20 protein-coding genes and 1 pseudogene are annotated in these 23,830 nt (G+C 68.1%); 13 read left to right on the top strand and 8 right to left on the bottom strand.

What is annotated here, in order from left to right:
- Positions 1-4: 4 nt before the first annotated feature.
- The 11 genes from AC1P0E_RS16150 to AC1P0E_RS16100 all read left to right on the top strand — a co-directional run bounded on the left by AC1P0E_RS16150 (position 5) and on the right by AC1P0E_RS16100 (position 10,544).
- Positions 5-1,240, top strand: coding sequence for an MCE family protein (locus tag AC1P0E_RS16150; RefSeq protein WP_482742861.1), 1,236 nt, complete (start codon positions 5-7; stop codon positions 1,238-1,240).
- Positions 1,237-2,274, top strand: coding sequence for an MCE family protein (locus AC1P0E_RS16145; protein ID WP_482742860.1), 1,038 nt, complete (start codon positions 1,237-1,239; stop codon positions 2,272-2,274). Before AC1P0E_RS16150 ends, AC1P0E_RS16145 begins: the two co-directional genes overlap by 4 nt.
- Positions 2,271-3,254, top strand: a complete 984-nt coding sequence (locus AC1P0E_RS16140; protein ID WP_482742859.1) for an MCE family protein — start codon at positions 2,271-2,273, stop codon at positions 3,252-3,254. The genes AC1P0E_RS16145 and AC1P0E_RS16140 overlap by 4 nt, the downstream gene beginning before the upstream one ends.
- The gene (locus AC1P0E_RS16135; RefSeq protein WP_482742858.1) at positions 3,251-4,414 is read left to right on the top strand and encodes an MCE family protein; all 1,164 of its coding nucleotides are present in this window, start codon (positions 3,251-3,253) and stop codon (positions 4,412-4,414) included. The genes AC1P0E_RS16140 and AC1P0E_RS16135 overlap by 4 nt, the downstream gene beginning before the upstream one ends.
- Positions 4,411-5,742: an MCE family protein gene (locus AC1P0E_RS16130; protein WP_482742857.1), complete on the top strand. Its 1,332-nt coding sequence runs from the start codon at positions 4,411-4,413 to the stop codon at positions 5,740-5,742. The genes AC1P0E_RS16135 and AC1P0E_RS16130 overlap by 4 nt, the downstream gene beginning before the upstream one ends.
- Positions 5,739-7,004 (top strand): MCE family protein, encoded by a 1,266-nt coding sequence (locus tag AC1P0E_RS16125; RefSeq protein WP_482742856.1) that lies wholly within the window; start codon positions 5,739-5,741, stop codon positions 7,002-7,004. Before AC1P0E_RS16130 ends, AC1P0E_RS16125 begins: the two co-directional genes overlap by 4 nt.
- Complete coding sequence (locus AC1P0E_RS16120; RefSeq protein ID WP_482742855.1) at positions 7,001-7,531, top strand: hypothetical protein; 531 nt, start codon at positions 7,001-7,003, stop codon at positions 7,529-7,531. The genes AC1P0E_RS16125 and AC1P0E_RS16120 overlap by 4 nt, the downstream gene beginning before the upstream one ends.
- 47 nt (positions 7,532-7,578) lie before the next feature.
- A complete protein-coding gene (locus AC1P0E_RS16115; protein WP_482742854.1) occupies positions 7,579-8,298 on the top strand; it encodes a hypothetical protein in 720 nt (239 codons plus the stop codon).
- Positions 8,299-8,498: 200 nt separating this feature from the next.
- On the top strand, positions 8,499-9,134 hold the full coding sequence (locus tag AC1P0E_RS16110) for an OvmZ protein (protein WP_482742853.1): 636 nt from the start codon (positions 8,499-8,501) through the stop codon (positions 9,132-9,134).
- A gap of 1 nt (position 9,135) precedes the next feature.
- Positions 9,136-9,321, top strand: coding sequence for a hypothetical protein (locus tag AC1P0E_RS16105; protein WP_482742852.1), 186 nt, complete (start codon positions 9,136-9,138; stop codon positions 9,319-9,321).
- A gap of 47 nt (positions 9,322-9,368) precedes the next feature.
- Positions 9,369-10,544: a trans-sulfuration enzyme family protein gene (locus tag AC1P0E_RS16100; protein ID WP_482742851.1), complete on the top strand. Its 1,176-nt coding sequence runs from the start codon at positions 9,369-9,371 to the stop codon at positions 10,542-10,544.
- A 57-nt stretch (positions 10,545-10,601) separates the two neighbouring features.
- Here the strand turns inward: AC1P0E_RS16100 and carB are convergent.
- From carB to AC1P0E_RS16060, 8 genes and pseudogenes are all read right to left on the bottom strand, one after another.
- A pseudogene (carB, locus tag AC1P0E_RS16095) lies at positions 10,602-13,904 on the bottom strand (carbamoyl-phosphate synthase large subunit); the annotation flags it as partial.
- The gene (carA, locus tag AC1P0E_RS16090; protein ID WP_482742850.1) at positions 13,897-15,030 is read right to left on the bottom strand and encodes a glutamine-hydrolyzing carbamoyl-phosphate synthase small subunit; all 1,134 of its coding nucleotides are present in this window, start codon (positions 15,028-15,030) and stop codon (positions 13,897-13,899) included. The gene carA and the pseudogene carB, both read right to left, overlap by 8 nt.
- Positions 15,030-15,356, bottom strand: coding sequence for a branched-chain amino acid transporter permease (locus AC1P0E_RS16085; protein WP_482742849.1), 327 nt, complete (start codon positions 15,354-15,356; stop codon positions 15,030-15,032). Before AC1P0E_RS16085 ends, carA begins: the two co-directional genes overlap by 1 nt.
- Entirely contained in the window at positions 15,353-15,994 is a 642-nt protein-coding gene (locus AC1P0E_RS16080; protein WP_482742848.1) for an AzlC family ABC transporter permease, read from the bottom strand. Before AC1P0E_RS16080 ends, AC1P0E_RS16085 begins: the two co-directional genes overlap by 4 nt.
- A 173-nt stretch (positions 15,995-16,167) precedes the next feature.
- The gene (locus tag AC1P0E_RS16075; protein WP_482742847.1) at positions 16,168-16,317 is read right to left on the bottom strand and encodes a hypothetical protein; all 150 of its coding nucleotides are present in this window, start codon (positions 16,315-16,317) and stop codon (positions 16,168-16,170) included.
- Positions 16,318-16,392: 75 nt separating this feature from the next.
- The gene (locus AC1P0E_RS16070) at positions 16,393-18,234 is read right to left on the bottom strand and encodes a carbamoyltransferase family protein (RefSeq protein ID WP_482742846.1); all 1,842 of its coding nucleotides are present in this window, start codon (positions 18,232-18,234) and stop codon (positions 16,393-16,395) included.
- Between the two features lie 108 nt (positions 18,235-18,342).
- Positions 18,343-20,535, bottom strand: a complete 2,193-nt coding sequence (locus AC1P0E_RS16065; RefSeq protein WP_482742845.1) for an iron-containing redox enzyme family protein — start codon at positions 20,533-20,535, stop codon at positions 18,343-18,345.
- 195 nt (positions 20,536-20,730) lie between these two features.
- A complete protein-coding gene (locus AC1P0E_RS16060) occupies positions 20,731-21,771 on the bottom strand; it encodes an SGNH/GDSL hydrolase family protein (RefSeq protein WP_482742844.1) in 1,041 nt (346 codons plus the stop codon).
- 376 nt (positions 21,772-22,147) lie between these two features.
- Between AC1P0E_RS16060 and gntD the strand changes: the two genes are divergently transcribed.
- Complete coding sequence (gntD, locus tag AC1P0E_RS16055) at positions 22,148-23,182, top strand: guanitoxin biosynthesis L-enduracididine beta-hydroxylase GntD (protein ID WP_482742843.1); 1,035 nt, start codon at positions 22,148-22,150, stop codon at positions 23,180-23,182.
- The gene (locus AC1P0E_RS16050; protein WP_482742842.1) at positions 23,179-23,811 is read left to right on the top strand and encodes a LysE/ArgO family amino acid transporter; all 633 of its coding nucleotides are present in this window, start codon (positions 23,179-23,181) and stop codon (positions 23,809-23,811) included. The genes gntD and AC1P0E_RS16050 overlap by 4 nt, the downstream gene beginning before the upstream one ends.
- Positions 23,812-23,830: the final 19 nt, after the last annotated feature.

Below are 23,830 nucleotides of genomic sequence, written 5' to 3'. Positions count from 1 at the left end.
GCCGATGCGCAAAAGCACCCAACTCCGCCTGTACGGAATTGTCTTCATAGCGGTGATCGCCCTGCTGCTGTCCCTGACAGTCGCCGTCTACCAGCAGGTCTTCACCTCCGTCGTACGCATCACCCTGGAGGCTGACACCCTCGGCAACCAGCTGGAGCCGCGCGCCGACGTCAAGCTGCGCGGCCTGCTGGTCGGCGAGGTCCGCGAGGTGCGGGCCGACGGCGAGAAGGCGACCCTCGGCATCGCGCTGAAGCCGGAGCACGTCCGGCTCATCCCGGCCGACGTCCACGCGCGGCTGCTGCCCAAGACGTTGTTCGGCGAGAAGTACGTCGACCTGGTGGAGCCCGGGAAGTCTTCGGCGCGGCACATCCGCGCCGGTGACGTCATCACCCAGGACCGCACCACGGTCGGCATCGAACTCCAGCAGCTGATGAACGACCTGCTGCCGCTGCTGCGCACCGTCCAGCCCGCGAAGCTGAACGCCACCCTGTCCGCCTTCTCGACCGCGCTCGAAGGGCGCGGCGACAAGATCGGCGACAACCTCGTCCGCCTCGAGAAGTACCTGCGCCGGCTCAACCCGCACATGCCGTCCCTCCAGAAGGACATCTCCCGGTTCGCCGATGTGGCCGAGGTGTACGGCGAGGCCGCCCCCGACCTGCTGCGGGTGCTGCGCAACACCCTCACCACCAGCCGGACCCTTGTCGAGCAGGAGGACCAGCTCGCGTCGGTCCTCACCTGGACCGCCACCGCCGCGGACACCACCGAGGGCGTACTCGACGAGAACTCCGCCCGGCTCATCACCCTGGGCCGCGTCTCCCGTCCCACGCTGGCCCTCTTCGCCCGCTACTCACCGGAGTACCCGTGCCTGCTGGCCGGGCTGGTGCGGCAGGAAGAGGAGTCCGAACGGGCGTTCAGCGGCGGAAAGATGCGCATCACCCTCGAATTCGTCCCCCAACGTCCCTCCTACCGACCCGGCGAGGAACCGCGCTATGCCGACCGCTCCGGCCCCAACTGCAGAGGTCTGCCCCACCCCCACGTTCCCGCACCACCGACCAAACTCAACGACGGCACGTCGGCGTCACACCCGCCACGCGACGCCGTGTCCGGAACGCCGGCCGAACAGAACGCCGTCGCCTCGCTCGTGGCCCCGGCCATGGGTGTGCCCGCCGACGAGGTCCCGGCGGTCACGACGCTGCTCTTCGGTCCGCTGGCACGGGGAACGGCGGTGAGCGTCGTATGAGCCGTACGAACGCCAGAACGACAGCTCCCCAGCTGATCAAGCTCGGCATCTTCGCGGTGGTGACCGTGGTCGCGACCGCCGTGCTCGCGGCGACCATCGTCAACCTCTCCTTCACCCCCAAGGAGACGTACGCCGCCGTATTCAGCGATGTCACGAGCCTGGAGGAGGGCGACGACATCCGGGTCGCGGGGGTGCGCGTCGGTGAGGTCGACAGCATCGAGATCAAGGACCGGACGCTGGCCGAGGTCACCTTCACCGTCTCCCGCGACCGGCCGCTGCTCACCAGTACCCGTGCCGCCATCCGCTACCGGAGCCTGATCGGGCAGCGGTACATCGCGCTGATGGAGGGCACGGGGGACGCGACGCGCCTGCGGCCCGGTGGGCGCATCCCACTCTCCCGTACCGAGCCCGCGCTCGATCTCAACGCGCTGCTGAACGGCTTCAAGCCGCTGTTCGCCGCGCTGAGCCCCAAGGACGTGAACCAGCTCGCGACCGAGATCGTCAAGACCCTCCAGGGCGAAGGCGGTACGGTCCGCAGCCTGCTCGCGCACACCGCATCGCTCACCACGACGCTGGCCGAACGCGACAAGCTGATCGGTTCGGTGATCGACAACCTCAACACCGTTCTCAAGACGGTGGACAAGCGCAGCACGCGTTTCTCCGACCTGATCTCGCAACTGCAACGGCTGATCTCGGGGCTGTCGGCCGACCGTAAGCCCATCGGGGAATCGCTGGCGGGCATCAACGGCCTCGCGGAAGCCACCTCGGGCCTTCTCAAGGACTCCCGCCCGCCGCTGAAGACCGACATCGCTGAGCTCGGTGAGCTGACCGGAACGCTGAACGACCACGAGAAGACCGTGGAGGGCGTCTTGAAGAGGCTGCCGAAGAAACTCAACAAGCTGACCGGCACCGCCTCCTACGGCTCCTGGTTCAACTTCTATCTGTGCGACTTCGACGGCCGGATCGTGCTGCCGAAGTCCTCCGAGGTCATTACGCCGGAGCTCCATGTGGCGCGAGCGAGGTGCGGCCGTTGATTCCCTTCCGTGAACGCAATCCCGTGGTGATCGGCGCCGTCGGCCTCACCACGATCGGGCTCTTGATCGCCGCCGCGTTCAACGTCCAGGACCTGCCGCTGGTCGGCAGTGGCGAGAAGTACAGCGCGGCATTCTCCGAGGCCGGCGGGCTCAAGCCGGGCGACGAGGTACGGATCGCCGGCGTCAAGGTCGGCAAGGTCGACGACGTCGGTCTGGACGGCGGCCACGTCAAGGTCACCTTCCGGGTGAAGGGGGACCCGGAGTTCGGGACGCGGACCGGTGCGTCCATCCGCGTCAAGACGATCCTGGGCGCGAAGTACCTCGCGCTGGAGCCGAAGGGCTCCGGGCTGCTCGAGCCGGGCAGCGAGATCCCGCTGAGCCGCACGGTCCCGGCGTACGACGTGGTGGAGGCCTTCAGCGACCTCACCACCACCACCGAGAAGGTCGACAAGAAGCAGCTGGCCACAGCCCTGGACACCCTCTCCGCCACCTTCGAGGACGCCCCCGACGAGGTGAAGGCGTCCATCGCGGGACTGTCGAAGATCTCCCGGACCGTGTCCTCCCGCGACCAGGCGCTGCGCGAACTCCTCGACCATGCCAACGGCGTCACCGGTGTGCTCGCCAAGAGGAAGGGCGAGTTCAGCAAGCTGGTCAAGGACGGCGACAAGCTGTTCGAGGAGATCCACGCCCGGCGCCAGGTCATCCACGCGCTGCTCAAGAGCTCCGTCGCCCTCGGCATTCAGCTGTCCGGCCTGGTCGAGGACAACCGGGAGGCGATCGGGCCCGCGCTCACCCGCCTGAACACCGTGGTGAGGATGCTGGAACGCAACCAGGCCAGCCTCGACCGCAGCGTCAAGCTGCTGGCGCCCTATACCCGGGTCTTCACCAACACCCTTGGAAACGGGCGCTGGTTCGACAGCTACATCCAGAACCTGGTCGCCCCGACACCGGTGGAACCACGGACGGGAGGGTCACGATGACGACCGACCGCATCAAAGCCGTACGCCGCATCGCGCTCGCCACCGTGCTCGTGGTCACCGCCGTCCTGGCCTTCGTCCACCTGTCCAAGTCACCGTCGGTCCGGGTGACGGCGTACTTCCCGCGTACGGTCGGCATCTATCCGGGGTCCGACGTACGCGTGCTCGGCGTCCGGATCGGCGAGGTCAAGAAGATCACGCCGCAGGGCGGCCGGGTGCGTGTCGAGCTGGAGTACGCCGATGAGTACAAGGTGCCGGCGGACGCCAAGGCGGCGATCATCAACTCCTCGGTGGTCAGTGACCGTTACCTCCAGCTGCTCCCCGTCTACCGTTCCGGCCCGGCGATGGAGACCGACGACGTGATCCCCGAGCAGCGGACAGCCGTGCCGGTGGAGCTCGACCGCGTCTTCGACAGCCTGCGTACGACGGGGGAGGCGCTCGGTCCCAGGGGCGCCAACAAGGACGGTTCGCTGTCCCGGCTCCTGGCGGTCAGCGCGGACAACCTCCAGGGGCAGGGCGGGAAGCTGCACCGGACGGTCGAGGACCTCTCGCAGGCCGTAACCACTCTGTCGGACGGCCGGCAGGATCTCTTCGGGACGGTGGAGAACCTTCAGGAGTTCACGGCTGTGCTGGCGGCCGACGATTCGAGCGTCCGGGCGTTCAACAACAGCCTGGCCAAGGTGGCCGATCAGCTGGCGGGGGAGCGCAAGGACCTCGCCGCGGCGATCAAGCACCTGGCGGCGGCGCTCGCCGATGTGACGGACTTCGTGAAGAACAACAAGAAGGCACTGACCGCAAATGTGAAGGGTCTCAGCAAGGTGACCAGCGTGCTGGTCACCCAGCGCGCCGCTCTGGAGGAGCTGCTCGAAGTGGCGCCGGCCGGTCTGTCCAACCTCCAGAACGCCTACAACCCCGAATCCGGCACGCTCGACACCCGTAACAACGCCGAACAGCTCCACCAGGACCCGGCCTCCCTGCTCTGCTCCCTGCTGAAGACGACCGGGGAGACGGCCGGGAAGACGGCCGACTGCCGGGACCTGAAGAAACTGTTCGACTCCCTGCCCGAGCTGCCCGAGGCCGACGCGGTCACCGGAGCGGTGCCGACGGGCTCCACGGGCTCGACCGACAAGACACTCGGCGGAATCCTGGAGGCCCGTACATGAGAGCTCCACGGAAAGCGGCCCTGTGGGCGGCCGCCGGTTCATTGCTCCTCACCGGCTGCGAATTCAACGGGCTGTACGACGTACCCCTGCCGGGCGGGGCCGCCGCGGACGGCAACAGCTACCGGGTCACGGTCGAGTTCCAGGACGTCCTCGACCTTGTCCCGCAGTCCACGGTGAAGGTCAACAACGTCACCGTCGGCGCCGTCGAGAAGGTCGAACTGGACGGCTGGCACGCCCGGGTGCGGCTGCGCGTCGACGACTCGGTCAAGCTCCCCGGCAACGCGATCGCCGGGCTGCGGCAGACCAGCATGCTCGGTGAGAAGTACGTCGCGCTGTCGGCACCGACGGACACCGAGCCGGTCGGCAGGCTCGCCGACGGCGCGAAGATCCCGCTGTCCCGCAGTGGACGCAACCCGGAGATCGAGGAGGTGCTGGCGGCCCTGTCCGCTCTGCTCAACGGCGGCGGGGTCGCTCAGCTCAAGACCATCACGGTGGAGCTGAACAAGGCCCTGGACGGCCGCGAGGACCGGGTCAAGTCGCTGCTCACGGAGCTGGACACCTTTGTCGGCGGGCTCGACCAGCAGAAGAAGGAGATCGTCCGCGCGCTGGAGGGCATCGACAAGCTCTCCAAGACCCTCGCCGAGGAGAAGAAGACGATCGGCCGGGCCATCACCACCATGCCGCCCGCGCTGAAGGTGCTGGCCGACCAGCGGACCAAGCTGACCAAGATGCTCACTTCGCTGTCGAAGCTGGGCAAGACAGGCACCCAGGTGATCAATGCGTCACGGGACGACATGGTCGCCAACCTCCGCCGGCTCCAGCCGATCCTCCAGCAGCTGAACAAGGCGGGCGCCGACCTCCCGAACTCCCTGGAACTGCTGACGACGTACCCGTTCCCGCGCAACGTGGTGGACGCGATCAAGGGTGACTACGTCAATCTCAAGGTCACCGCCGATCTCGACCTGGAGAGCATCTACGGGAACCTCGCCGACGACCCGAAGAAGCCGGGCGATCAGGCGAAGCCGGGGAAGCCCGAACTTCCCGGGGTGCCCAGCCCCGACCTCCCCGAGGTTCCCGGACTCCCCGAAACACCCCGGCTGCCGGACACACCGGGCCTCCCGGACTCGCCTTCGGCCCCGCCGGTACCTCCGGCCCCTTCCGACCCTGCGGACCCACCGGGGGCCGGCGACGGTGACCTGGGCTGCCTGCCGCTGTGCACCGGCACCCACGTTTCGTACAGCGGAAATTCTTTCGGTTCCGGGAGCGGCTTTCCGCGCGGTGTCGACGTGGCCCTCGCGGAACTGCTGATGAAGGGGATGATGCCGTGATCACCCGCATGGTCAGGCTCCAGCTGCTCGCCTTCGCGATCGTCACCGCGCTCGGGGTGTCGTACGTCGGCGTCCAGTACACCGGCCTGGTCGACCGCGTCCTGGACCGCGGCTACACCGTACGGGCCGAGTTCGCCGATTCCGGGGGTATTTATTCCGGCGCCGAGGTCACCTACCGGGGGGTGCCCGTGGGCCGCGTCGGCGAGCTGCGGCTGACCGGGGCCGGCGGCGTGTCGGTGGCGCTGGACCTGGAGGACGCCCCGGCCATCCCGGCGGACAGCCTGGCCGTGGTGGCGAACCGCTCGGCCGTCGGCGAACAGTACGTCGACCTCCAGCCGCGCTCCGGTGACGGGCCCGGCCTACGGGACGGCAGCACCATCCCGCGCCGGAACACCCGGGTACCCGTACCCACCACCGAGCTGATCCTCAGCCTGGACCGGCTGGTCACCTCGGTGGACAAGCAGGACCTGCGGATTACGGTCGACGAACTGGGCAAGGCGTTCGCCGGCACCGGCCCGCATCTGAGCCGGCTGGTGGACTCGGGCAACGCCCTGATCGAGTCGGCCTCCGATTCCCTCCCCCAGACGATCGCGCTGATCGAGGACTCCCGGAAGGTCCTGAAGACGCAGGCCGACCAGGGCTCGGCGATCAAGTCCTTCTCCCGCGATCTGGCGTCGCTCACCGCCCAGTTGAAGACCAGCGACGGGGACATCCGGGCCCTGATGGACAGCGGCACCACGGCTTCGCGCCAAGTGGACGCGCTCCTGAAGGACAACCGGAACCACCTCCCGGTCCTGCTGGGCAACCTGATCAGCGGCGGCCAGGTCACCCTGGCCCGCCTGCCGGGCGTCGAGCAGATGCTGGTCACGTTCCCCGTGGTGGTCTCGGGCAGCTACACGGTCCTCCCCGGCGACGGCACCACCCACTTCGGCATGGTCACCAACGCCGACGATCCCCCGCCGTGCCGCCAGGGCTACGACACCCAGCGCCGCGACCCCGCCGACACCACGGACCGCCCGGCCAACACCGGCGCCAGGTGCACGGCCCCGCGCGGCGGCGACACCTCGGTCCGGGGAGCCCAGAACGCCCCGGGCGCGGGCGGGACTTCCGGCCGGGCGTCGCACGTAACCGCTTACGACCCCGGGACGGGCGCCGCGAGCGGCCCGGACGGAAGGCCCGTACAGATCGGCTCCACGGGCGGAGCACAGAGCCTCTTCGGAAAGGACTCCTGGCAATGGCTGCTGGTGGGACCCATGGCATGACCCGCGTACTCCTGACCCGCGTACTCCTGATCCGCGCGGTACGGCCCCTGCGCCACCCGCGCGCCGTGGCGGTACTGGCTGCCGTGGCCGCCGTACTGACGGCCTCGTCCGGCTGGCTGGGCGTCCAGGTGTACGAACGGCACACGACGGAGCGGCGGCACCAGGACATCCTGGTCGCCGCCCGCCAGTCGGCGCTCAACTTCACCTCGCTCGACTACCGGCGCTACGACCGGGACAGCGCGAACGTACTGAAGGGCGCGACCGGCGACTTCGAGAAGCAGTTCTCGGCCCAGACCGAGAAGCTGACGAAGATCGTCGCCGACAACAAGTCGGTGTCCGAAGGCCAGATCCTCGAGGCGGGCATCGCGAGCGCGGACGAACGCACCGCCCGTGTCCTGGTGGTGGCCGACAGCAAGGTCACCAACGTCGCGGCTCCGCAGGGCACGTCCCGCAACTACCGCCTTCAGCTGGACCTGGTCCACGAGGACGGACGGTGGCTGACGTCGAACGTCGAATTCGTCGGCTGACGCACTCCGTAGAACTTCACTCCGCACCCCCCATGAGGAGAGACACCGTGGCGAACCAGACCCTCCGAGGCCGCGGCGGCACCGGCGCCCCCCGGCAGCGCTCCGTGGCGGCGGCCGCCCGCGCCGCGGCCAAACGAGCCGAGAGGACGCGACGCCCCGGCGAGACCGCTGAGCCCGTCGAGCCTTCTGAGCTTGCTGAGCCTGCTGAATCCGCTGAGTCCGCCGAGGAGCCGTCCCCCCAGCCACCCGCCAAGCCGGCCCGCCGCCGCCCCGGCCTGCTGACTCCGGCACTCGTCGTCCTCGCCCTCCTGGGCTCGGCCGCCACCGCCACCCTCGGTTGGCAGCACCGAGAGGCCGAGCGCACGGCCGAGGCACGCACGGCCGCGCTCGCAGCGGCCCGCAAGGCGGCCCCGGTCATCCTGTCGTACGACTACCGCCACCTGGACCGCGACTTCCGCGCAGCCCGCGCCCACCTCACCGCCCCCTTTCTCGACCAGTACAGCAAGACCACCAAGTCCGTGGTCGCGCCGACCGCCGAGAAGTACCGCGGAGTGGTCAAGGCCACGGTCGCCAGGCCACCGGGCGGCGACGCCCCGGCGGCCTCGGTGGTGTCGGCCACCCCGGACAAGGCCGTAGTCCTGATCTTCATGAACCAGGCCACCACCAGCACTCAGGTCTCGGGCCCGCGCCTCGACCTCAACCGCGTCCGGATGACCCTCGTGCGTACTCCGCAAGGCTGGAAGGTCAGAGCGGTGGACGCACTGTAGAAGCTGCATGAGCGCAAGTCCTCGACCAGGCGCGGGTGCCCGCCCACGGGGCTTCACCCCACGCGGCCTGGGGGCCGATACGCCGGTGATACGGAGGTGTTACGGCCGTGCCGGAGGCTGTGTTTGTGGTCCTGGGGGGTTGTCCGGGGCGATGAACACCATCGGGCCGTCGGTGTGCGGCCGACCGGAGGAGGAGCGGCATGAGAAGTGGGATGACCGGGCGTTCCGCCGCCTCGAGCGAGCGGCAGCAACTGATCACAGCTGACGAGCTGGTCGACCTTGTCGAGCTGTACGAGGAGTGTGAGTACGCACTGACCTCTGCTCGGAGCGGCCTACGGGAGAGAGTCAGCGGGTCCCGGGCGGTGGGGATCATCCTTCGGGAAGAGGCGGTCACCGCGCGTGCCGATCTGCTGCGGGTGCTCGCTTCATGGGCAGGCACGGTGGCTCAGGAACGGCGTATCCCGTCCCCACGTCAGCGTGACGTCCGTGCTCTCGTCGGCTTCCTCGCCGATGCCGGCAACCTGGACTGGTTGCTGAGCCGGCCGGTCGCCCACGACTTCGCGGCCGAGATCACCGAGGTCGCGGTCGCCGCGCGCCGAGCCGCCCACCCGGAGCCGGTTCTGCGTACCGCGCTGGGACGCTGTCTGCGACCCAGCTGTGAGAGCACTGTCCACTCCGAGCCGGCCGGTCCGCAGGACACCGGACGGCACCGGGTCAGATGTGAGTCGGGCCATGACGTGCCGCCGCATCAGTGGCTGCGGCTGGTCGGAGCAGGTCGTGCTGCCGCTGGTGCTGCTGCCGGCGCATGGCTCCCGGCCGCGAAGGCGGTGGCGTGACATGGCGACACGGTCAGCACATTGCCCCCGGCGTACCGTACCGACCCAGCTCGCGGCCCTGGCCCTCGACGTACCCGAGGCCACTATCCGCAAATGGGCCAGTCGCGGACGGCTTACCCGGTACGGCACCCGGGGCCGCGCCGAATACGACATCGACGAGCTCCTCTCCCTCAGCGCCGCCCGCTGACCCGCGTCCTGAGAAACCCGATCACCGACCGAGAAGGCATATTCCTTATGTCCAGCGCACTTCATCCCGACACCAGGGCCATCCATGTCGAGATCCCCGATCTCGGCGGAGCGCGTCCGCTCAACGTCCCGCTCTATCAGACCGCGAACTTCGGCTACGACGACCCGGCGGAGCTGGCCGAGGCCATCAACAGCCCTGAATCTTTCGCCTATCTGCGCAACTCCAACCCCACCGTGCGCGCCCTGGAGAACGCCGTCACCTCGCTGGAGGGCGGCGCCGCGTCGCTGGCGACAGCGAGCGGCATGGGGGCCATTCACACCGTGCTGCACACCCTGCTCAGTGGCGGAGACCATGTCATCGCCCAGAAGCACCTGTACGGCGGGACGTTCGCCCTGCTCAAGGACCTCGCCGCGCGCTTCGGTATAGAAACCACCTACATCGACGCCAAGGACCCGGCGGAAGTCGCCGCAGCCGTGCGGCCGACGACCAAGGTGCTGTATCTGGAGACCCTCTCCAACCCCACTGCCCAGGTCACCGACTTGCCGGTCTTCTTCGCGGCGGGCAAGGCGGCCGGGCTGGTGTCCGTCGTGGACAACACCTTCGCTTCCCCGATCGGTTGCCAACCCATCGCGATGGGGGCCGACGTTGTCGTGCACTCCTCGACCAAGTTCCTGTCCGGGCACTGCGACGTACTCGGCGGGATCGCGGTGTTCGCCGACTCCGGGCTTCACCGTCAAGTGTGGTCGCGATCGCTGGAAACCGGCCCGATCGCCGACCCGTTCGCCGCGTGGCTCACGCTCCGCGGCCTGGGCACCCTTGGTCTGAGGATGCGGCGCCATCACGAGAACGCCGACGCCCTGGCCCGCTTCCTGGCCGAGCACCCCGGAGTGAACAAGGTGCACTGGCCTGGGCTGACGGATCACCCGGGCCACGATGTCGCCCAGCGACTTCTGCCGAACGGCTACGGCGGAGTCTTCGCCATAGACGTGGCCGGCGGCCGCAAGGAAACCATCGAGTTCACCCGGCGGCTGCGGATCGTCGACCGGGCCGTGTCACTGGGCGGCTACAAGACCCTCGTCCAGCAGCCGTCCGCGACCTCGCACCGCTCCATGGACGCCGAGGGCCTGCGCGCCATCGGCATCACCGAGGGCACGGTTCGCGTCGCCGTCGGTCTGGAGCACATCGACGACCTGTGCGCCGATTTCGCGCAGGCGCTCAGCTGACCAACTGTCCGTGTCGGCCAGGTCCTCGTCCTGTACGGGGGCCTGGCTTTTCGTGCGTATGGACCGACTGTGTTCCTGGAGGGACCGGACTTCGCATCCCGTGCCGCCGCGGTGATTGCGCAGTGCGTCGATGCCTTGGACGGCGGCGGCGAGGGCCTGGACCGTGGTGAGGCAGGGGACGCTGCGGGCGACGGCGGCGGTGCGGATTTCGTAGCCGTCGAGGCGGCCGCCGGTGCCGTAGGGGGTGTTGACGATGAGGTCGACCTGACCGTCGTGGATGAGCTGCACGATCGTCTTCTCGCCGTGCGGGCCTTCGCCCTCGGACTGCTTGCGTACGACGGTGGCGTTGATGCCGTTGCGCCGCAGGACCTCGGCGGTGCCGGAGGTGGCGAGCAGCTCGAAGCCGTGGGCGACCAGTTCCCGGGCCGGGAAGATCATCGAGCGTTTGTCGCGGTTGGCGACCGAGATGAACGCCCGGCCCTTGGTCGGCAGCGGCCCGTACGCGCCGGCCTGTGACTTGGCGTAGGCGGTGCCGAAGACCGAGTCGATGCCCATGACCTCACCGGTGGAGCGCATCTCCGGGCCCAGGACGGTGTCCACACCGCGCCCGTGGATGTCGCGGAAGCGGCTCCACGGCATCACGGCCTCCTTGACGGAGATCGGCGCGTCCAGCGGCAGCGTGCCGCCGTCGCCCGTCTTCGGGAGCATGCCCTCCGCGCGCAGCTGGGCGACGGTGGCGCCCAGCGAGATGCGGGCGGCGGCCTTGGCGAGCGGGACGGCGGTGGCTTTGGAGGTGAAGGGGACGGTGCGGGAGGCGCGGGGGTTTGCTTCCAGGACGTAGAGGATGTCGCCGGCCATGGCGAACTGGATGTTGATCAGTCCGCGTACGCCGACGCCCTTGGCGATGGCCTCGGTGGAGATCCGCAGCCGTTTGATGTCGAAGCCGCCGAGGGTGATCGGGGGCAGGGCGCAGGCGGAGTCGCCGGAGTGGATGCCGGCTTCCTCGATGTGTTCCATGACGCCGCCGAGGTAGAGCTCGGTGCCGTCGTAGAGGGCGTCGACGTCGATCTCGATCGCGTCGTCGAGGAAACGGTCGACCAGGACCGGGCGGGTGGGGCTGATCTCGGTGGATTCGGCGATGTAGGAGGACAGGCGGGTCTCGTCGTAGACGATCTCCATGCCGCGTCCGCCGAGCACGTAGGAGGGGCGGACCAGGACGGGGTAGCCGATCTCGTCGGCGATGGCCTTGGCCTCGTCGAACGTCGTCGCGGTGCCGTGCTTGGGGGCCGGCAGACCGGCCTCGGCCAGGACCCGGCCGAACGCGCCGCGGTCCTCGGCGGCGTGGATGGCCTCCGGCGGGGTGCCGACAATCGGGACCCCGTTGTCCTTGAGCGCCTGGGCCAGACCCAGCGGTGTCTGCCCGCCGAGCTGCACGATGACACCGGCGACCGGGCCGGCCAGGGTCTCGGCGTGGACGATCTCCAGCACGTCCTCGAGGGTCAGCGGCTCGAAGTACAGGCGGTCGGAGGTGTCGTAGTCGGTGGAAACGGTCTCCGGGTTGCAGTTGACCATCACGGTCTCGTAGCCCGCGTCGCTGAGCGCGAAGGAGGCGTGGACGCAGGAGTAGTCGAACTCGATGCCCTGGCCGATACGGTTGGGACCCGAACCCAAAATGATCACCGCGGGCTTGGTGCGCGGCGCGACCTCGGACTCCTCGTCGTAGGAGGAGTAGAAGTACGGCGTCTTCGCCGCGAACTCGGCGGCGCAGGTGTCGACCGTCTTGTAGACCGGACGCACCCCCAGCGCATGCCTCACCTCGCGCACGACGTCCTCACGCAGACCGCGGATCTCGCCGATCTGGGCGTCGGAGAAACCGTGCCGCTTCGCCTCCGCGAGCAGGTCGACGTCCAGACGCTCGGCGGCGGCCAAGGCGTCGGCAATCTCCTTGATCAGGAACATCTGGTCGACGAACCACGGGTCGATCTTCGTCGCGTCGAAGACCTCCTCGGGGGTCGCGCCGGCCCGGATGGCCTGCATGACGGTGTTGATACGGCCGTCGGTAGGACGCACCGCCTCGCGCAGCAGCTCGTCCTTGTCGCCGGGCACGCCCACGAACGTGAACTGGCTGCCGGTCTTCTCCAGCGAGCGCAGGGCCTTTTGGAGGGCTTCGGTGAAGTTGCGGCCGATCGCCATCGCCTCACCGACCGACTTCATGGTGGTCGTCAAGGTGGCGTCGGCGAGCGGGAACTTCTCGAACGCGAAACGCGGCACCTTCACGACGACGTAGTCGAGCGTGGGCTCGAACGACGCCGGAGTCTTCTCCGTGATGTCGTTCGGAATCTCATCCAGCGTGTAGCCCACAGCCAGACGGGCGGCGATCTTGGCGATCGGGAAACCCGTCGCCTTCGACGCCAGCGCCGACGAACGTGAGACGCGCGGGTTCATCTCGATGACGATGATCCGCCCGTCGTCGGGGTTGATCGCGAACTGGATGTTGCAGCCGCCGGTGTCCACACCCACCTCGCGGATGATCGCGATACCCACATCGCGCAGCCGCTGGTACTCGCGGTCGGTCAGCGTCATCGCCGGCGCCACGGTGATCGAGTCGCCGGTGTGCACACCCATCGGGTCGAAGTTCTCGATCGAGCAGACCACCACGACATTGTCGTTCCTGTCGCGCATCAGCTCCAGCTCGTACTCCTTCCACCCCAGGATCGACTCCTCCAGAAGCACCTCGGTGGTCGGCGACAGCGTCAGACCCTGCCCGGCAATGCGGCGCAGCTCGTCCTCGTTGTGCGCGAAACCCGAACCCGCGCCACCCATCGTGAACGAGGGGCGCACGACCACCGGGTAGCCGCCGAGCGTCTCGACGCCTTCTATGACGTCGTCCATCGAGTGACAGATCACCGACCGGGCGGACTCGCCGTAACCGATCTTGGCCTTGACGGCCTCGACGACACCCTTGAACAGCTCGCGGTCCTCACCCTTGTTGATCGCCTCGACATTCGCGCCGATCAGCTCCACGCCGTACTTCTCCAGCACACCCTGCTCGTGCATGGAGATCGCCGTGTTGAGCGCGGTCTGGCCGCCGAGGGTCGGCAGCAGCGCGTCGGGACGCTCCTTGGCGATGATCTTCTCGACAAACTCAGGAGTGATCGGCTCCACATACGTGGCATCGGCGATCTCCGGATCAGTCATGATCGTCGCCGGGTTGGAATTGACCAGAATGACCCGCAGGCCCTCGGCCTTCAGCACCCGGCAGGCCTGCGTACCGGAGTAATCGAACTCCGCGGCCTGGCCGATGACGATCGGACCGGAGCCGATCACCAGAACGGACTGGATATCGGTGCGCTTAGGCACGCTCGGCCTCCATCAGCGATACAAAGCGGTCGAAGAGATACGCGGCATCGTGCGGGCCCGCCGCCGCCTCGGGGTGGTACTGGACACTGAACGCCGGCTGATCGAGCAGCCGAAGACCCTCCACCACGTCATCGTTCAAGCACACATGGGACACCTCGGCCCGCCCGAAGGGCGTGTCGGAAACCTGGTCCAGCGGCGCGTCGACGGCAAAACCGTGATTGTGCGCAGTGACCTCGACCTTGCCGGTCGTACGGTCCTGCACGGGCTGATTGATCCCACGATGCCCGTACTTCAACTTGTACGTACCGAACCCGAGCGCACGGCCCAGAATCTGATTGCCGAAACAAATACCGAACAACGGCGTCCTACGCTCCAGCACGGCCCGCATGACGGAGACGGGGCCGTCGGCGGTTGCGGGGTCGCCGGGACCGTTGGAGAAGAACACGCCGTCCGGGTTGACGGCGTACACGTCCTCGGCTGTGGCGGTCGCGGGAAGGACGTGCACCTCTATGCCGCGCTCGGCCATCCGGTGCGGCGTCATGCCCTTGATACCGAGGTCGATCGCCGCAACGGTGAACTTCTTCTCACCGATCGCGGGAACGACGTACGGCTCCTTCGTAGCGACCTCGGCGGCCAGGTTCGCGCCCTTCATCTGCGGTGATGCCTGGACCTTCGCCAGTAGCGCCGCCTCGTCGGCCAGCGCCTCGCCGGAGAAGATGCCGACGCGCATCGCGCCTCGCTCACGCAGGTGGCGGGTCAGCGCACGCGTGTCGATACCGCTGATGCCCACAACGCCCTGGGCGGTCAGCTCCGCGTCGAGCGGCCGGCGGGAGCGCCAGTTCGACGGGATGCGGGCAGGGTCGCGTACGACATAGCCCGCGACCCAGATCTTCTTCGACTCGTCGTCCTCGTCGTTCACGCCGGTATTACCGATGTGCGGCGCCGTCATGACGACGACCTGACGGTGGTACGACGGATCGGTGAGGGTCTCCTGATAACCGGTCATGCCGGTGTTGAACACCGCCTCGCCGAAGGTCTCCCCCACGGCCCCGTAGGCACGGCCGCGGAAACTGCGACCGTCCTCCAGGACAAGAACGGCGGCGCGAGGTCCTATGTGGGTATCCATCAGATCACCACATTCACCAGGGTCATGTAGAGGGCCAGGCCGCCCCCGATGGACAGAAGGGAGTTGTCTGTCTTCCAGTACATACCGCCCGCGAGACACAGTGCCCCGAGCATCGGAAGGCCATAGGGATAGACCGTCAGATCCTGGTCCTTGATCGTGTAGGCGACCAGAAGGATCATGACTCCGGTGGGCATCTTTTCGCCCAGGTATTTCAGGTATCCACTCGACGAGAGCTTGCCGATGGCGAGGAAGGGAATCACCCGAAGCACCACGGTGACGACGGAAATCGCGATGACGACACTGAATGCGTAAACGTCTGTGATCACGACTGCTCTCCCTTCTTCTTCTGGTACTGGATGCTGACCGCACCGACGTACAGCAGCAGACTGACGATGAGGAAGGAATCGGGCACCAGGTACTTGTCCACGAAGAAAGCCACCAGGCCCGTCCCGAGCGCCAGCACAACCAGGCTGAGGTTCTTGCTGGCGCGCACCGCGTTGACGGCCAAGGTCAAGAACATCGCGGTGAGTGCGAACTCGAAGCCCTCGATGCTGTCCGGAATCACCTGGCCGATCAGCGAGCCGAGCAGCGCCCCGAGGAACCACCAGACGTGGCTCACTACCTGCAGAATCGTGATCTGCCTACCGGTCAGGTCCATGCCCGGGCCGGCTGTGGTGATGCCGTACGTCTCATCCGTCAGCGCGAAGACACCGTAGATCTTCTGGCTCTTGGTGCGGAGCCTGCCCACCGGAAAGGAAAGGCCGTAGAAGATGTGCCGGAAATTGACGATGAAGGAAGTGAAGGCCACCTGGTAGATGGGCAGGCCGGCGACCATGAATCCGACTGCGAGGAACTCAATGGACCCTGCATAGATGAGCAGGGTGGACAGCGGTGCCCAGTACCAGTTGATTCCGCTCGCCGTGAGGAGAACGCCGAAGGCTATCCCGAGCGGGATGTAAGCCATGGCAACGGGAATGGTGAGCCGCACCGCTTCCCGTGCTTCCTCTCCGGTTGGCCGGCCGGACGGCGGTCGCTGTTTCTCAGGGTTTTCGGATATTTGCATGGTGGCTCCAGGGGGAGGGCCGGGAGGGCGGCTCAGAGCGGCCGCCCTCGGTGATCCGGTACGACGGGGAGCGGTCAGGCGGCGGAAGCCGGACGGCTTCGCGTCCAGTAACTCTGAGCCTGACGGTCGATCCGGCGGGCAAGCGGATCGCGCCCGACTCGGCTCAGCAGGCCGATGGGGGTGACCACCAGGTAGTAGGCGATGGCAAGGAGTGCGGTGCGCACGTTGTGGCTCTCTCTTTCTCTTCTGGGTGAGGGAAGGCGGGAAGGGGAGAAGGCGGGAAGGGCCCGGCTTCGCGCTCAGTCGAGCGGGATGGCGTCGCGCCAGTCGGTCTCCTCGTGCCACTCGGGCTGCTCGTCCTTGCGCAGCAGGAAGTTGCCGACGGCGAGCAGGTCGATGTTGGTGCGCATGAAGCAGGCGTACGCCTCGGCCGGTGACGCGACGATGGGTTCACCTCGCACATTGAACGAGGTGTTGACCAGGACGGGACAACCGGTTCGCTCCTTGAACGCCGACAACAGCCGGTAGTACGGGGCGTTGTTCGCCTCCGTGACGGTCTGGACGCGCGCGGAGTGGTCGACGTGTGTGACGGCCGGGAGGGTGGACCGCTGAACCTTGAGCTTGTCCAGGCCCGTCGCCGAGGCTTCGTCCCCCTGCGCCGTCTCCAGCCGCTGCGACGGGGATATCCCCGTGACGACCAGCATGTAGGGGCTCTCCTGGTGGAGCTCGAAGTAGTCCTTGGCCTCCTCGGCCAGCACCGACGGCGCGAACGGCCGGAAGGACTCCCGGAACTTGATCTTGAGGTTCATCGCGGACTGCATGGCCGGGTCTCGCGGGTCCCCGATGATGGACCGTGCGCCGAGCGCACGCGGGCCGAATTCCATGCGGCCCTGGAACCAGCCGACGATCTGCCCCTTCGCGAGTTCCGAGGCGACCTGGTCGTACAACTCGCCCGCTGGGAGCCGGGTGTAGGGAACGCTCTGGCTGTCGAGGTACGAGGCGATCTCGTCGTCGCTGAACCCGGGGCCGAGCAGTGAGCCGGCCATGCCGTCCTGCCCGCTGCCCAGGTGGGACCGGACGGCCCCGCGGTCCGAGGCGACCGCCAGGGCGGCGCCGAGCGCGCCGCCGGCGTCTCCGGCCGCGGGCTGGATCCACACCTCGTCGAAGATCTGCTCGTTGATGATCCGGCCGTTGGCCACGCAGTTGAGTGCGACGCCGCCGGCGAGGACCAGGTGGCGCTCCCCGGTGACCTTCCGTGCGTGGTGGGCGAGCAGGACGGCGACTTCCTCGGTGACCTGCTGCACCGATGCCGCGAGGTCGAACTCCCGCTCCGTCAGGTCGCTTTCGGGGGAGCGACGGGGGCCGCCGAACAGCTGCTCGAAACCGCGTCCGGTCATCACCTGGCCACGCAGGTACTCGAAGTACCTCATGTCGAGACGGAAGGAGCCGTCGCGTTTGATGTCGATCAGCTTGTCCTTGATGAGCTGCGCGTAACGGGGCTTGCCGTAGGGGGCGAGGCCCATGAGCTTGTACTCACCGGAGTCGACCTTGAAGCCGCAGAAGTAGGTGAAGGCGGAGTACAGCAACCCGAGCGAGTGGGGGAAGCGGATCTCGGAGACCGGGGTGAGCTGGGTTCCCTTGCCGTGCCACAGGGTGGTGGTCGCCCATTCGCCCACGCCGTCGATGCAGAGCACGGCGGCGGATTCGTACGGGCTCGGGTAGAAGGCGGAGGCGGCGTGCGACTCGTGGTGGCGCCGGATGTGCAGCGGCGGGACGGCTCCCTGCCCCAGTTCCGCCAGTTGCCGGTGGACCACGTCGGCCGTACGCCGCTTCCACGACAGCCAGCTCGGCAGGGTGTCGCGGAAAGAGGCGAACCCGGCCGGCGCGGCGCCGGCGAAGGTGGTCAGGACGCGGCGGAACTTCAGCGCCGGATCCTCGTAGTACGCCACCGCGGAGATGTCGTCGAGGGTGACGCCGGCCTCACGAAGGCAGTACTCCACTGCCTTCGCAGGGAAGGCGGAGTCGTGCCGGACGCGAGTGAACCGCTCCTCCTGGGCGGCAGCCACGGGGACGCCGTCGGCGACAAGCGCGGCGGCGCTGTCGTGGTAGTAGGCCGAGAGGCCCAGCACCAGATCAGACATGGGAATTCTCCTGAAGATGAAGTCCGGATGTGGGACGAGACGGACGTACGAGGCACGAGGTACGGGGTGCGAGTGGTGCGAGGTACGGAGTACGACGTGTGAAGCCGGTCAGCGGCCGGCTTGCGAGCGGGCCGCGAGCTGTGCGGCCTTGCGGCCCGCCTGCCGGGCGCGGAAGCCCGACGGCGGATTCAGGGACCGGTATCCCGTACGGATCCGGTCCCACGTCGCGTCCAGGGCGCCGGCGCCCTGAGAGGCGGTGATCGACGACAGATAGGTGTCAATGGCGTCGGCGGCCCACGCGGAGTGGCCGGTCGCCACGTTGTCGACCGTGTTGTGGATGTCGACGAATCGCGTGCTGAAGCCGTACTGCTTGAGTGCGAGCCGGGCCCGCCGGTAGCTGCCGCCTACCCCGGACAGCTCCATGGCCAGGTTCAGGCCGAGGATCTCCGGCAGGAACGTCTGCGGGAACCTCCCGATGCTCAGCCAGTACACGGGCAGCTCGAAGGCGGCGTCCTCGAAGCCCTCCCACTGCGCGAACTCCCGGCTGGCCGTGGGCGGCACATCGACGTCCATCTCGGCGAGGACTTCGCGGTAGATCAGGGGATGGTTCAGATGGGCAAGCCCGTTTCCGAGCTCGTCCCAGTAGGTGTCGAACAGGGAGTGCCCGATCTGGGAGGAGGCGTGGGCGTAGTCGGTGAAGCCCTGGATCCACGCACCGTCGATCAGAGTGAGGGGCGCCTGCTGCACGGTGGCGTTGACCAGGTCCTCCCGCTCGGGCAGGTCCTGATCGCCGCCCCGCTCGAACTCCTGGCTGTGCTGGTCGTGCATCTCCACCAGCCAGCCGCGCAGCCCTCGTGGCGTCCACTGCTCGGGCAGCGGCATGTGGCTGCTGTTGATGCCGTGCCGTGAGCGTCCGAGCCAGCGGTGGACGTATTCGGTTGCCCAGCGGTTCAGTTCCGGAGTGCCCGTTCGCTGCAGGAGCTGGTGATAGGCGTCTCGCGGGTCCGTCGGCGCCCGGCCCGCGACCGGTCCGGTGTCTTCCCAGACGGGGAAATCCGCCACAGGAGCCGCGACCGCCGGCCGGCTGATCGCCGATCCCACAGCCGCGCCGGCTTCGGCGGCCGGCGGCAGGGCGGAGATCCATCGACGTACGACGGTCAGGTCCTCTTCGGAGAACACCCGGAACATCCGGCCGCGTTCGCTGACGAGACCATTGACCAGAGAACTGGCCTCGGGCCTGCCCGGCTTGACGAGGCGGCTGCGGGACAGGGCGTCGAGCATGGGGTACGGATCGGTCTGGCTCTCCCGCAGCCAGTCCGAAAGGGGCTTGTCCTCCAGCTTGAAGTGGTGGTGATAGACAGCGCCTTCGCGGGCCCGGAGCCGCATCAGTTCGGCCATCTCGAACCTGGCGTCGCATGCGGCGAACAGCTCTGCGTGCAGCCGCTCGCTCCACTGGCCGAGGCAGGCGAGCGCCCAGCGGAATCCAAGGCGGACCCGTTCCGCTGCGGGAGCCCCGTCCCTGGACACCAGGGCGTCCACAGCTTCACGACAGACGCTGCGGCCACTGTCACTCTCGGGTGCGTCGCCGCGGGCGGCGGCCGGATCGAGCGCGTTCCAGTCGGTGGCGGTCGGCAGTTCGGTACGTACGACACTCAGCGCCGGCAGCAGTCCCACGGAACGCAGGCACAGATCGGCTCCCAGGATCTCGGGAGCGAAGTCGTCCGGCCGGCGGCTCATGGTCAGCAGCAGTGCCGGCAGGGCGAAGTGCCCGTCGTCCACGCGCTGGTCGCTGACGAGCCGCGCGGCGGGCACGGCGTTCTCCGAGAGCCTCAGGTGGCGCAGGAGCCCGAGGTAGGCATCGCCACGTGAGGCGCCCGGGTCGCCGACGCCGACATCCGACGCGTACAGCGCGAGTATGCGCAGGACGACGGGGTCGTCACCGTTTCCGGGACTGCTCAGCCACTGCAGCCACGCTCCGGACTGCATTGCCAGCGGGGCGCAACCCAGTACGGTGCGGCGGACCAGGACGGCACGGTCCTCGGGGCGGACGAGGGCAGCGATCAGCTCCCCGAAGCGCTGCGTCTCGTCGGCCGACCACTGCGTGGCCCGGTCGACGAGTGCGTCGAGGGTGTCGTCCGGGACCGGAGCGCGGTTCAGTTCCGCGTGTATCCGCTTCAGGAACTGGCCGCCGGGAAGGCAGGCTTCCGGGTCGGTTGCTCGCTGGTAGGCGGTCCGGACGGGGGATGTGGTGGTGGTGCTGCTCGTGGGTTCGGCCGGTTTCACCACGGTGGGGGCGGACACGTGAGATCTCCTTTCTGCGCGGGACGTGCTGGTCAGAACATGGGGTAGATGGAGGCGTCGTTCTTCGGCTTGGTCTTGCGGCCGAGCAGCTTGTTGACGAGCTTCTTCAGGAATGCCATGGAAGGTGTGCCTTTCGGGCGGTGAAATGAACGAACGGACGGATGTGGAGGCCGGGCCGAGCGGGCCGGGCCGGGTTCAGGACAGGCCGAGGTGCTGGGCAAGCAGGCCGGCGACGAGGTCGTGTCCCTCGTCGGTGAAGTGGATCCGGTCGACGAAGATCCAGTCCTCGGGGCTGATGGCGTCCGCGAGTACCGGGTTGAGGTCGAAGTAGCGGACACCGCTCTGCTCACAGCCGGCCTGGAGCGCCTTGGAGTACGTCTCGCGGGCGCTCGTCGAGGAGATGTCTCCGTAGGCGGCCGAGAAGTTGGAGATGGCGTCGAGCTCCTCGAAGATCAGTCGCTCCTGAGGGGCTGGTACGTCGCGGACCCAGGTGGCCAGCGGCTGGAGGACGAAGGTGAGTTTGGCCCCCATGCCCTCGGCGAGGATCCGCCAGCTGTCCAGATGGCGCAGGGTGAGCTCGCTGGCGAGATCGATCTGCTCCGCCAGCTCCGGCACCTGCTCGTCCACGGCGGCGGGGGCGGCCGAGGCGCCGGCGCGACGCCCGCCGAACCGTCCGAAGCCGCCTGCGGCCTTGCGGTTCTTGGCGCGCAGCTCCTCCATCTGCGTGGAGAAGTCATTGCAGTTGAAGAAGGCGCCGTGATCGCCGCGCACCGAGGCGGGAAGCCGGCTCAGGCCGAGGTTGTTGAATCCGGAGAACAGGACGATCTCTTCGACCGGCGGCAGCAGGTGACGGTGAAGCAGGAAGAGCAGCAGCTCCTGGGTGGAGTTGTGGCTTCGGCCGGCGAAGTTGAGCCAGGGAAGTTCCGGGGCGTGCTTGCTCCACAGATACGACGGCAAGGTGTGCTGGTCACCGCTGGCGCCGATGCCGAACGCGGTGGAACTTCCGGCGAGCAGCCGGACAGGGCCGCCGTCGGGCAGGCGGTCGGCGACCGATGCCCGGCGCCCGTCCGGACCGTGTGAGAGACGGAAGCCCAGGCGGTCGGTGTTGACCACGTCGGAGCTGTGGCCGGCCGCGTGGAAGTACATGAGGTAAGGCAGCCAGCGGATGTCACCGCGGTCGTCGAACTTCTCGGCGTACTGGAGCATCTGCGGCGTCAGGGCAGCGCGATGGGACACGTGAACTCCATTTCAGGATGGGTTTGCCGGTCAGCGCCCGCCAGGCAGGAGGAACGAAAAACATCGCGCCGACGCCGCGGATGCGCGGGTCGACGCGATGAGTGCGATGTGGCGGCGTGAGCCGGGAGGTTGAGCCCGCCGGGGAGTGGTCACACCGGCTTGGGCGAATGTGGGCACAGCTGTGCCGCGGCAGAAGCGTGACACCAAGCCGACTGCTTCGTCAACTCCCTTGCCCCGGCGACCGCCGTGCGACACCTCGTGTGACAGCGCGCTACCACGGTGATACAGCGCTGATACGGCCTCGCTGAAAGCTCTTCTCGACCACTTCGGAGTGACGCGGCAGCGTCAACTCCGGGACACACGAGGGGGACTTGCTGTGGAGAACTTCGATACGCCAGCCGTGTACGACCTGACCTCCGCGGATCTGGAGGAGATCGACGTACTCCTCTCGGACCTCGAAGGCGGGCTGCCGGCGCCGAGCGTGTCGGACCCCGGCAGTGAGGCCTTCTACAACGCGGCCGTGGAGCTGCTGCCCCGTCTGCCGGCCGGGCTGCGCCGCTTCCTGTACGAGTTCCGCACCGCGGAGCCGGCGGCAGCCGCGCTGGTCCGCGGGCTTCCGGTGGACGACGCGGCCCTCGGCCCGACGCCGGCTCACTGGCGGCAGAGCGCCGCGTCCTCGGCCGGGCGTCGCGAGGAGTGGTTCCTTGCTCTGACGGGGCTCGCGATGGGGGACCCCTTCACCTGGTCCACTCTTCAGCAGGGCCGGATGATCCAGAACGTGCTGCCGATAGCCGGCGAGGAAGCCGAGCAGAGCGGGCACGGCCAGGTGCTGCTGGAGTGGCACACCGAGGACGGCTTCCACCCGTACCGCTGCGATCACCTGCTTCTGCTCGGGCTGCGCAACCCTGACGCGGTCGGCACCACGCTGGCCTCGGTCCGCGACATACGGCTCAGCGCGGAGCACCGGGCGATCCTCGCGGAGGAACGGTTCCACATCCTCCCCGACGACGAACACCTGCGGCAGATGGCGGACCTGGACCCGGAACACCCGGGGCAGGCCCGCATGCGCCGGATGCGGGACGAACCCCAGGCGGTGGCCGTGCTCTTCGGAGCCGAGGAGTCCCCGTACCTGCGGATCGATCCCTTCTACATGCGCTGTCTGCCCGGCGACTCCGATGCCGAACTGGCCCTCAAGCACCTGGTGGTCGAGCTGGAGCGGGCGCAGCAGCAGGTGGTGCTCAATCCCGGTGAGCTGCTCGTGATCGACAACTACCGTGCGGTGCACGGGCGTCAGGGCTTCAAGGCGCGCCATGACGGCACAGACCGGTGGCTGAAGAAGCTGGTCACCACCCGTGACCTGCGCCGCTCGCGCGACCAGCGGGCACATGTCGCCTCGCGGGTGATCCTGTGATTGCCGGGACGGCGTCGGCGGAGCTGCTGGCCGGTCTGCTGCTCGGCCTCGGGCTGATCATGCCGATCGGCGCGCAGAACCTCTTCATCCTCCAGCAGGGAATCTCCCTGGGTCATCCCCGGGTCTATTACGCGACCTTGGCCACCACCGCCTGCGACACCTTGCTGATCGCGGCGGGCGCTCTGGGGGTCGGCGCCCTCTTCGCGAGTCATGACGGGATCCGTACGGTCCTGTTGGCCGCAGGCGGCGGTTACCTGCTCTGGCTCGCGTGGCAGAACCTGCGGCAGCCGGACGCCGGGGACGTCGTGACCAGCACGGGAGCGACGCCTTCCACGATGCGCCGGACGGTACTGGGGGCGATGGGCGTCTCACTCCTGAACCCGCACGCCATTCTCGACACGGTCGGTGTGCTCGGCGCCGTCAGTGCGGCCCGTGAGGGCGCGGACCGGGTGTGGTTCGCGGGCGGTTCGGTCCTGGCGTCCCTGGTGTGGTTCACGGTGCTCGGCACTGCCGCGCTCGCCATCAGGCACCGGCTGAACGCGCGGGGGCGGAAGTGGATCGCCCGCGTCTCTTCGGCCGTGATGGTGGTCTTCGCGGTGCTGCTGTGGAGCGAGATCGCAACGACCTGACTGTGGCGAGAAGCCCTGA

The organism is Streptomyces sp. TRD_SC_5, from assembly GCF_056836825.1.
The sequence above is the reverse complement of the archived record's forward strand: the minus strand, read 5'-3'. Positions and strand labels throughout refer to the sequence as shown.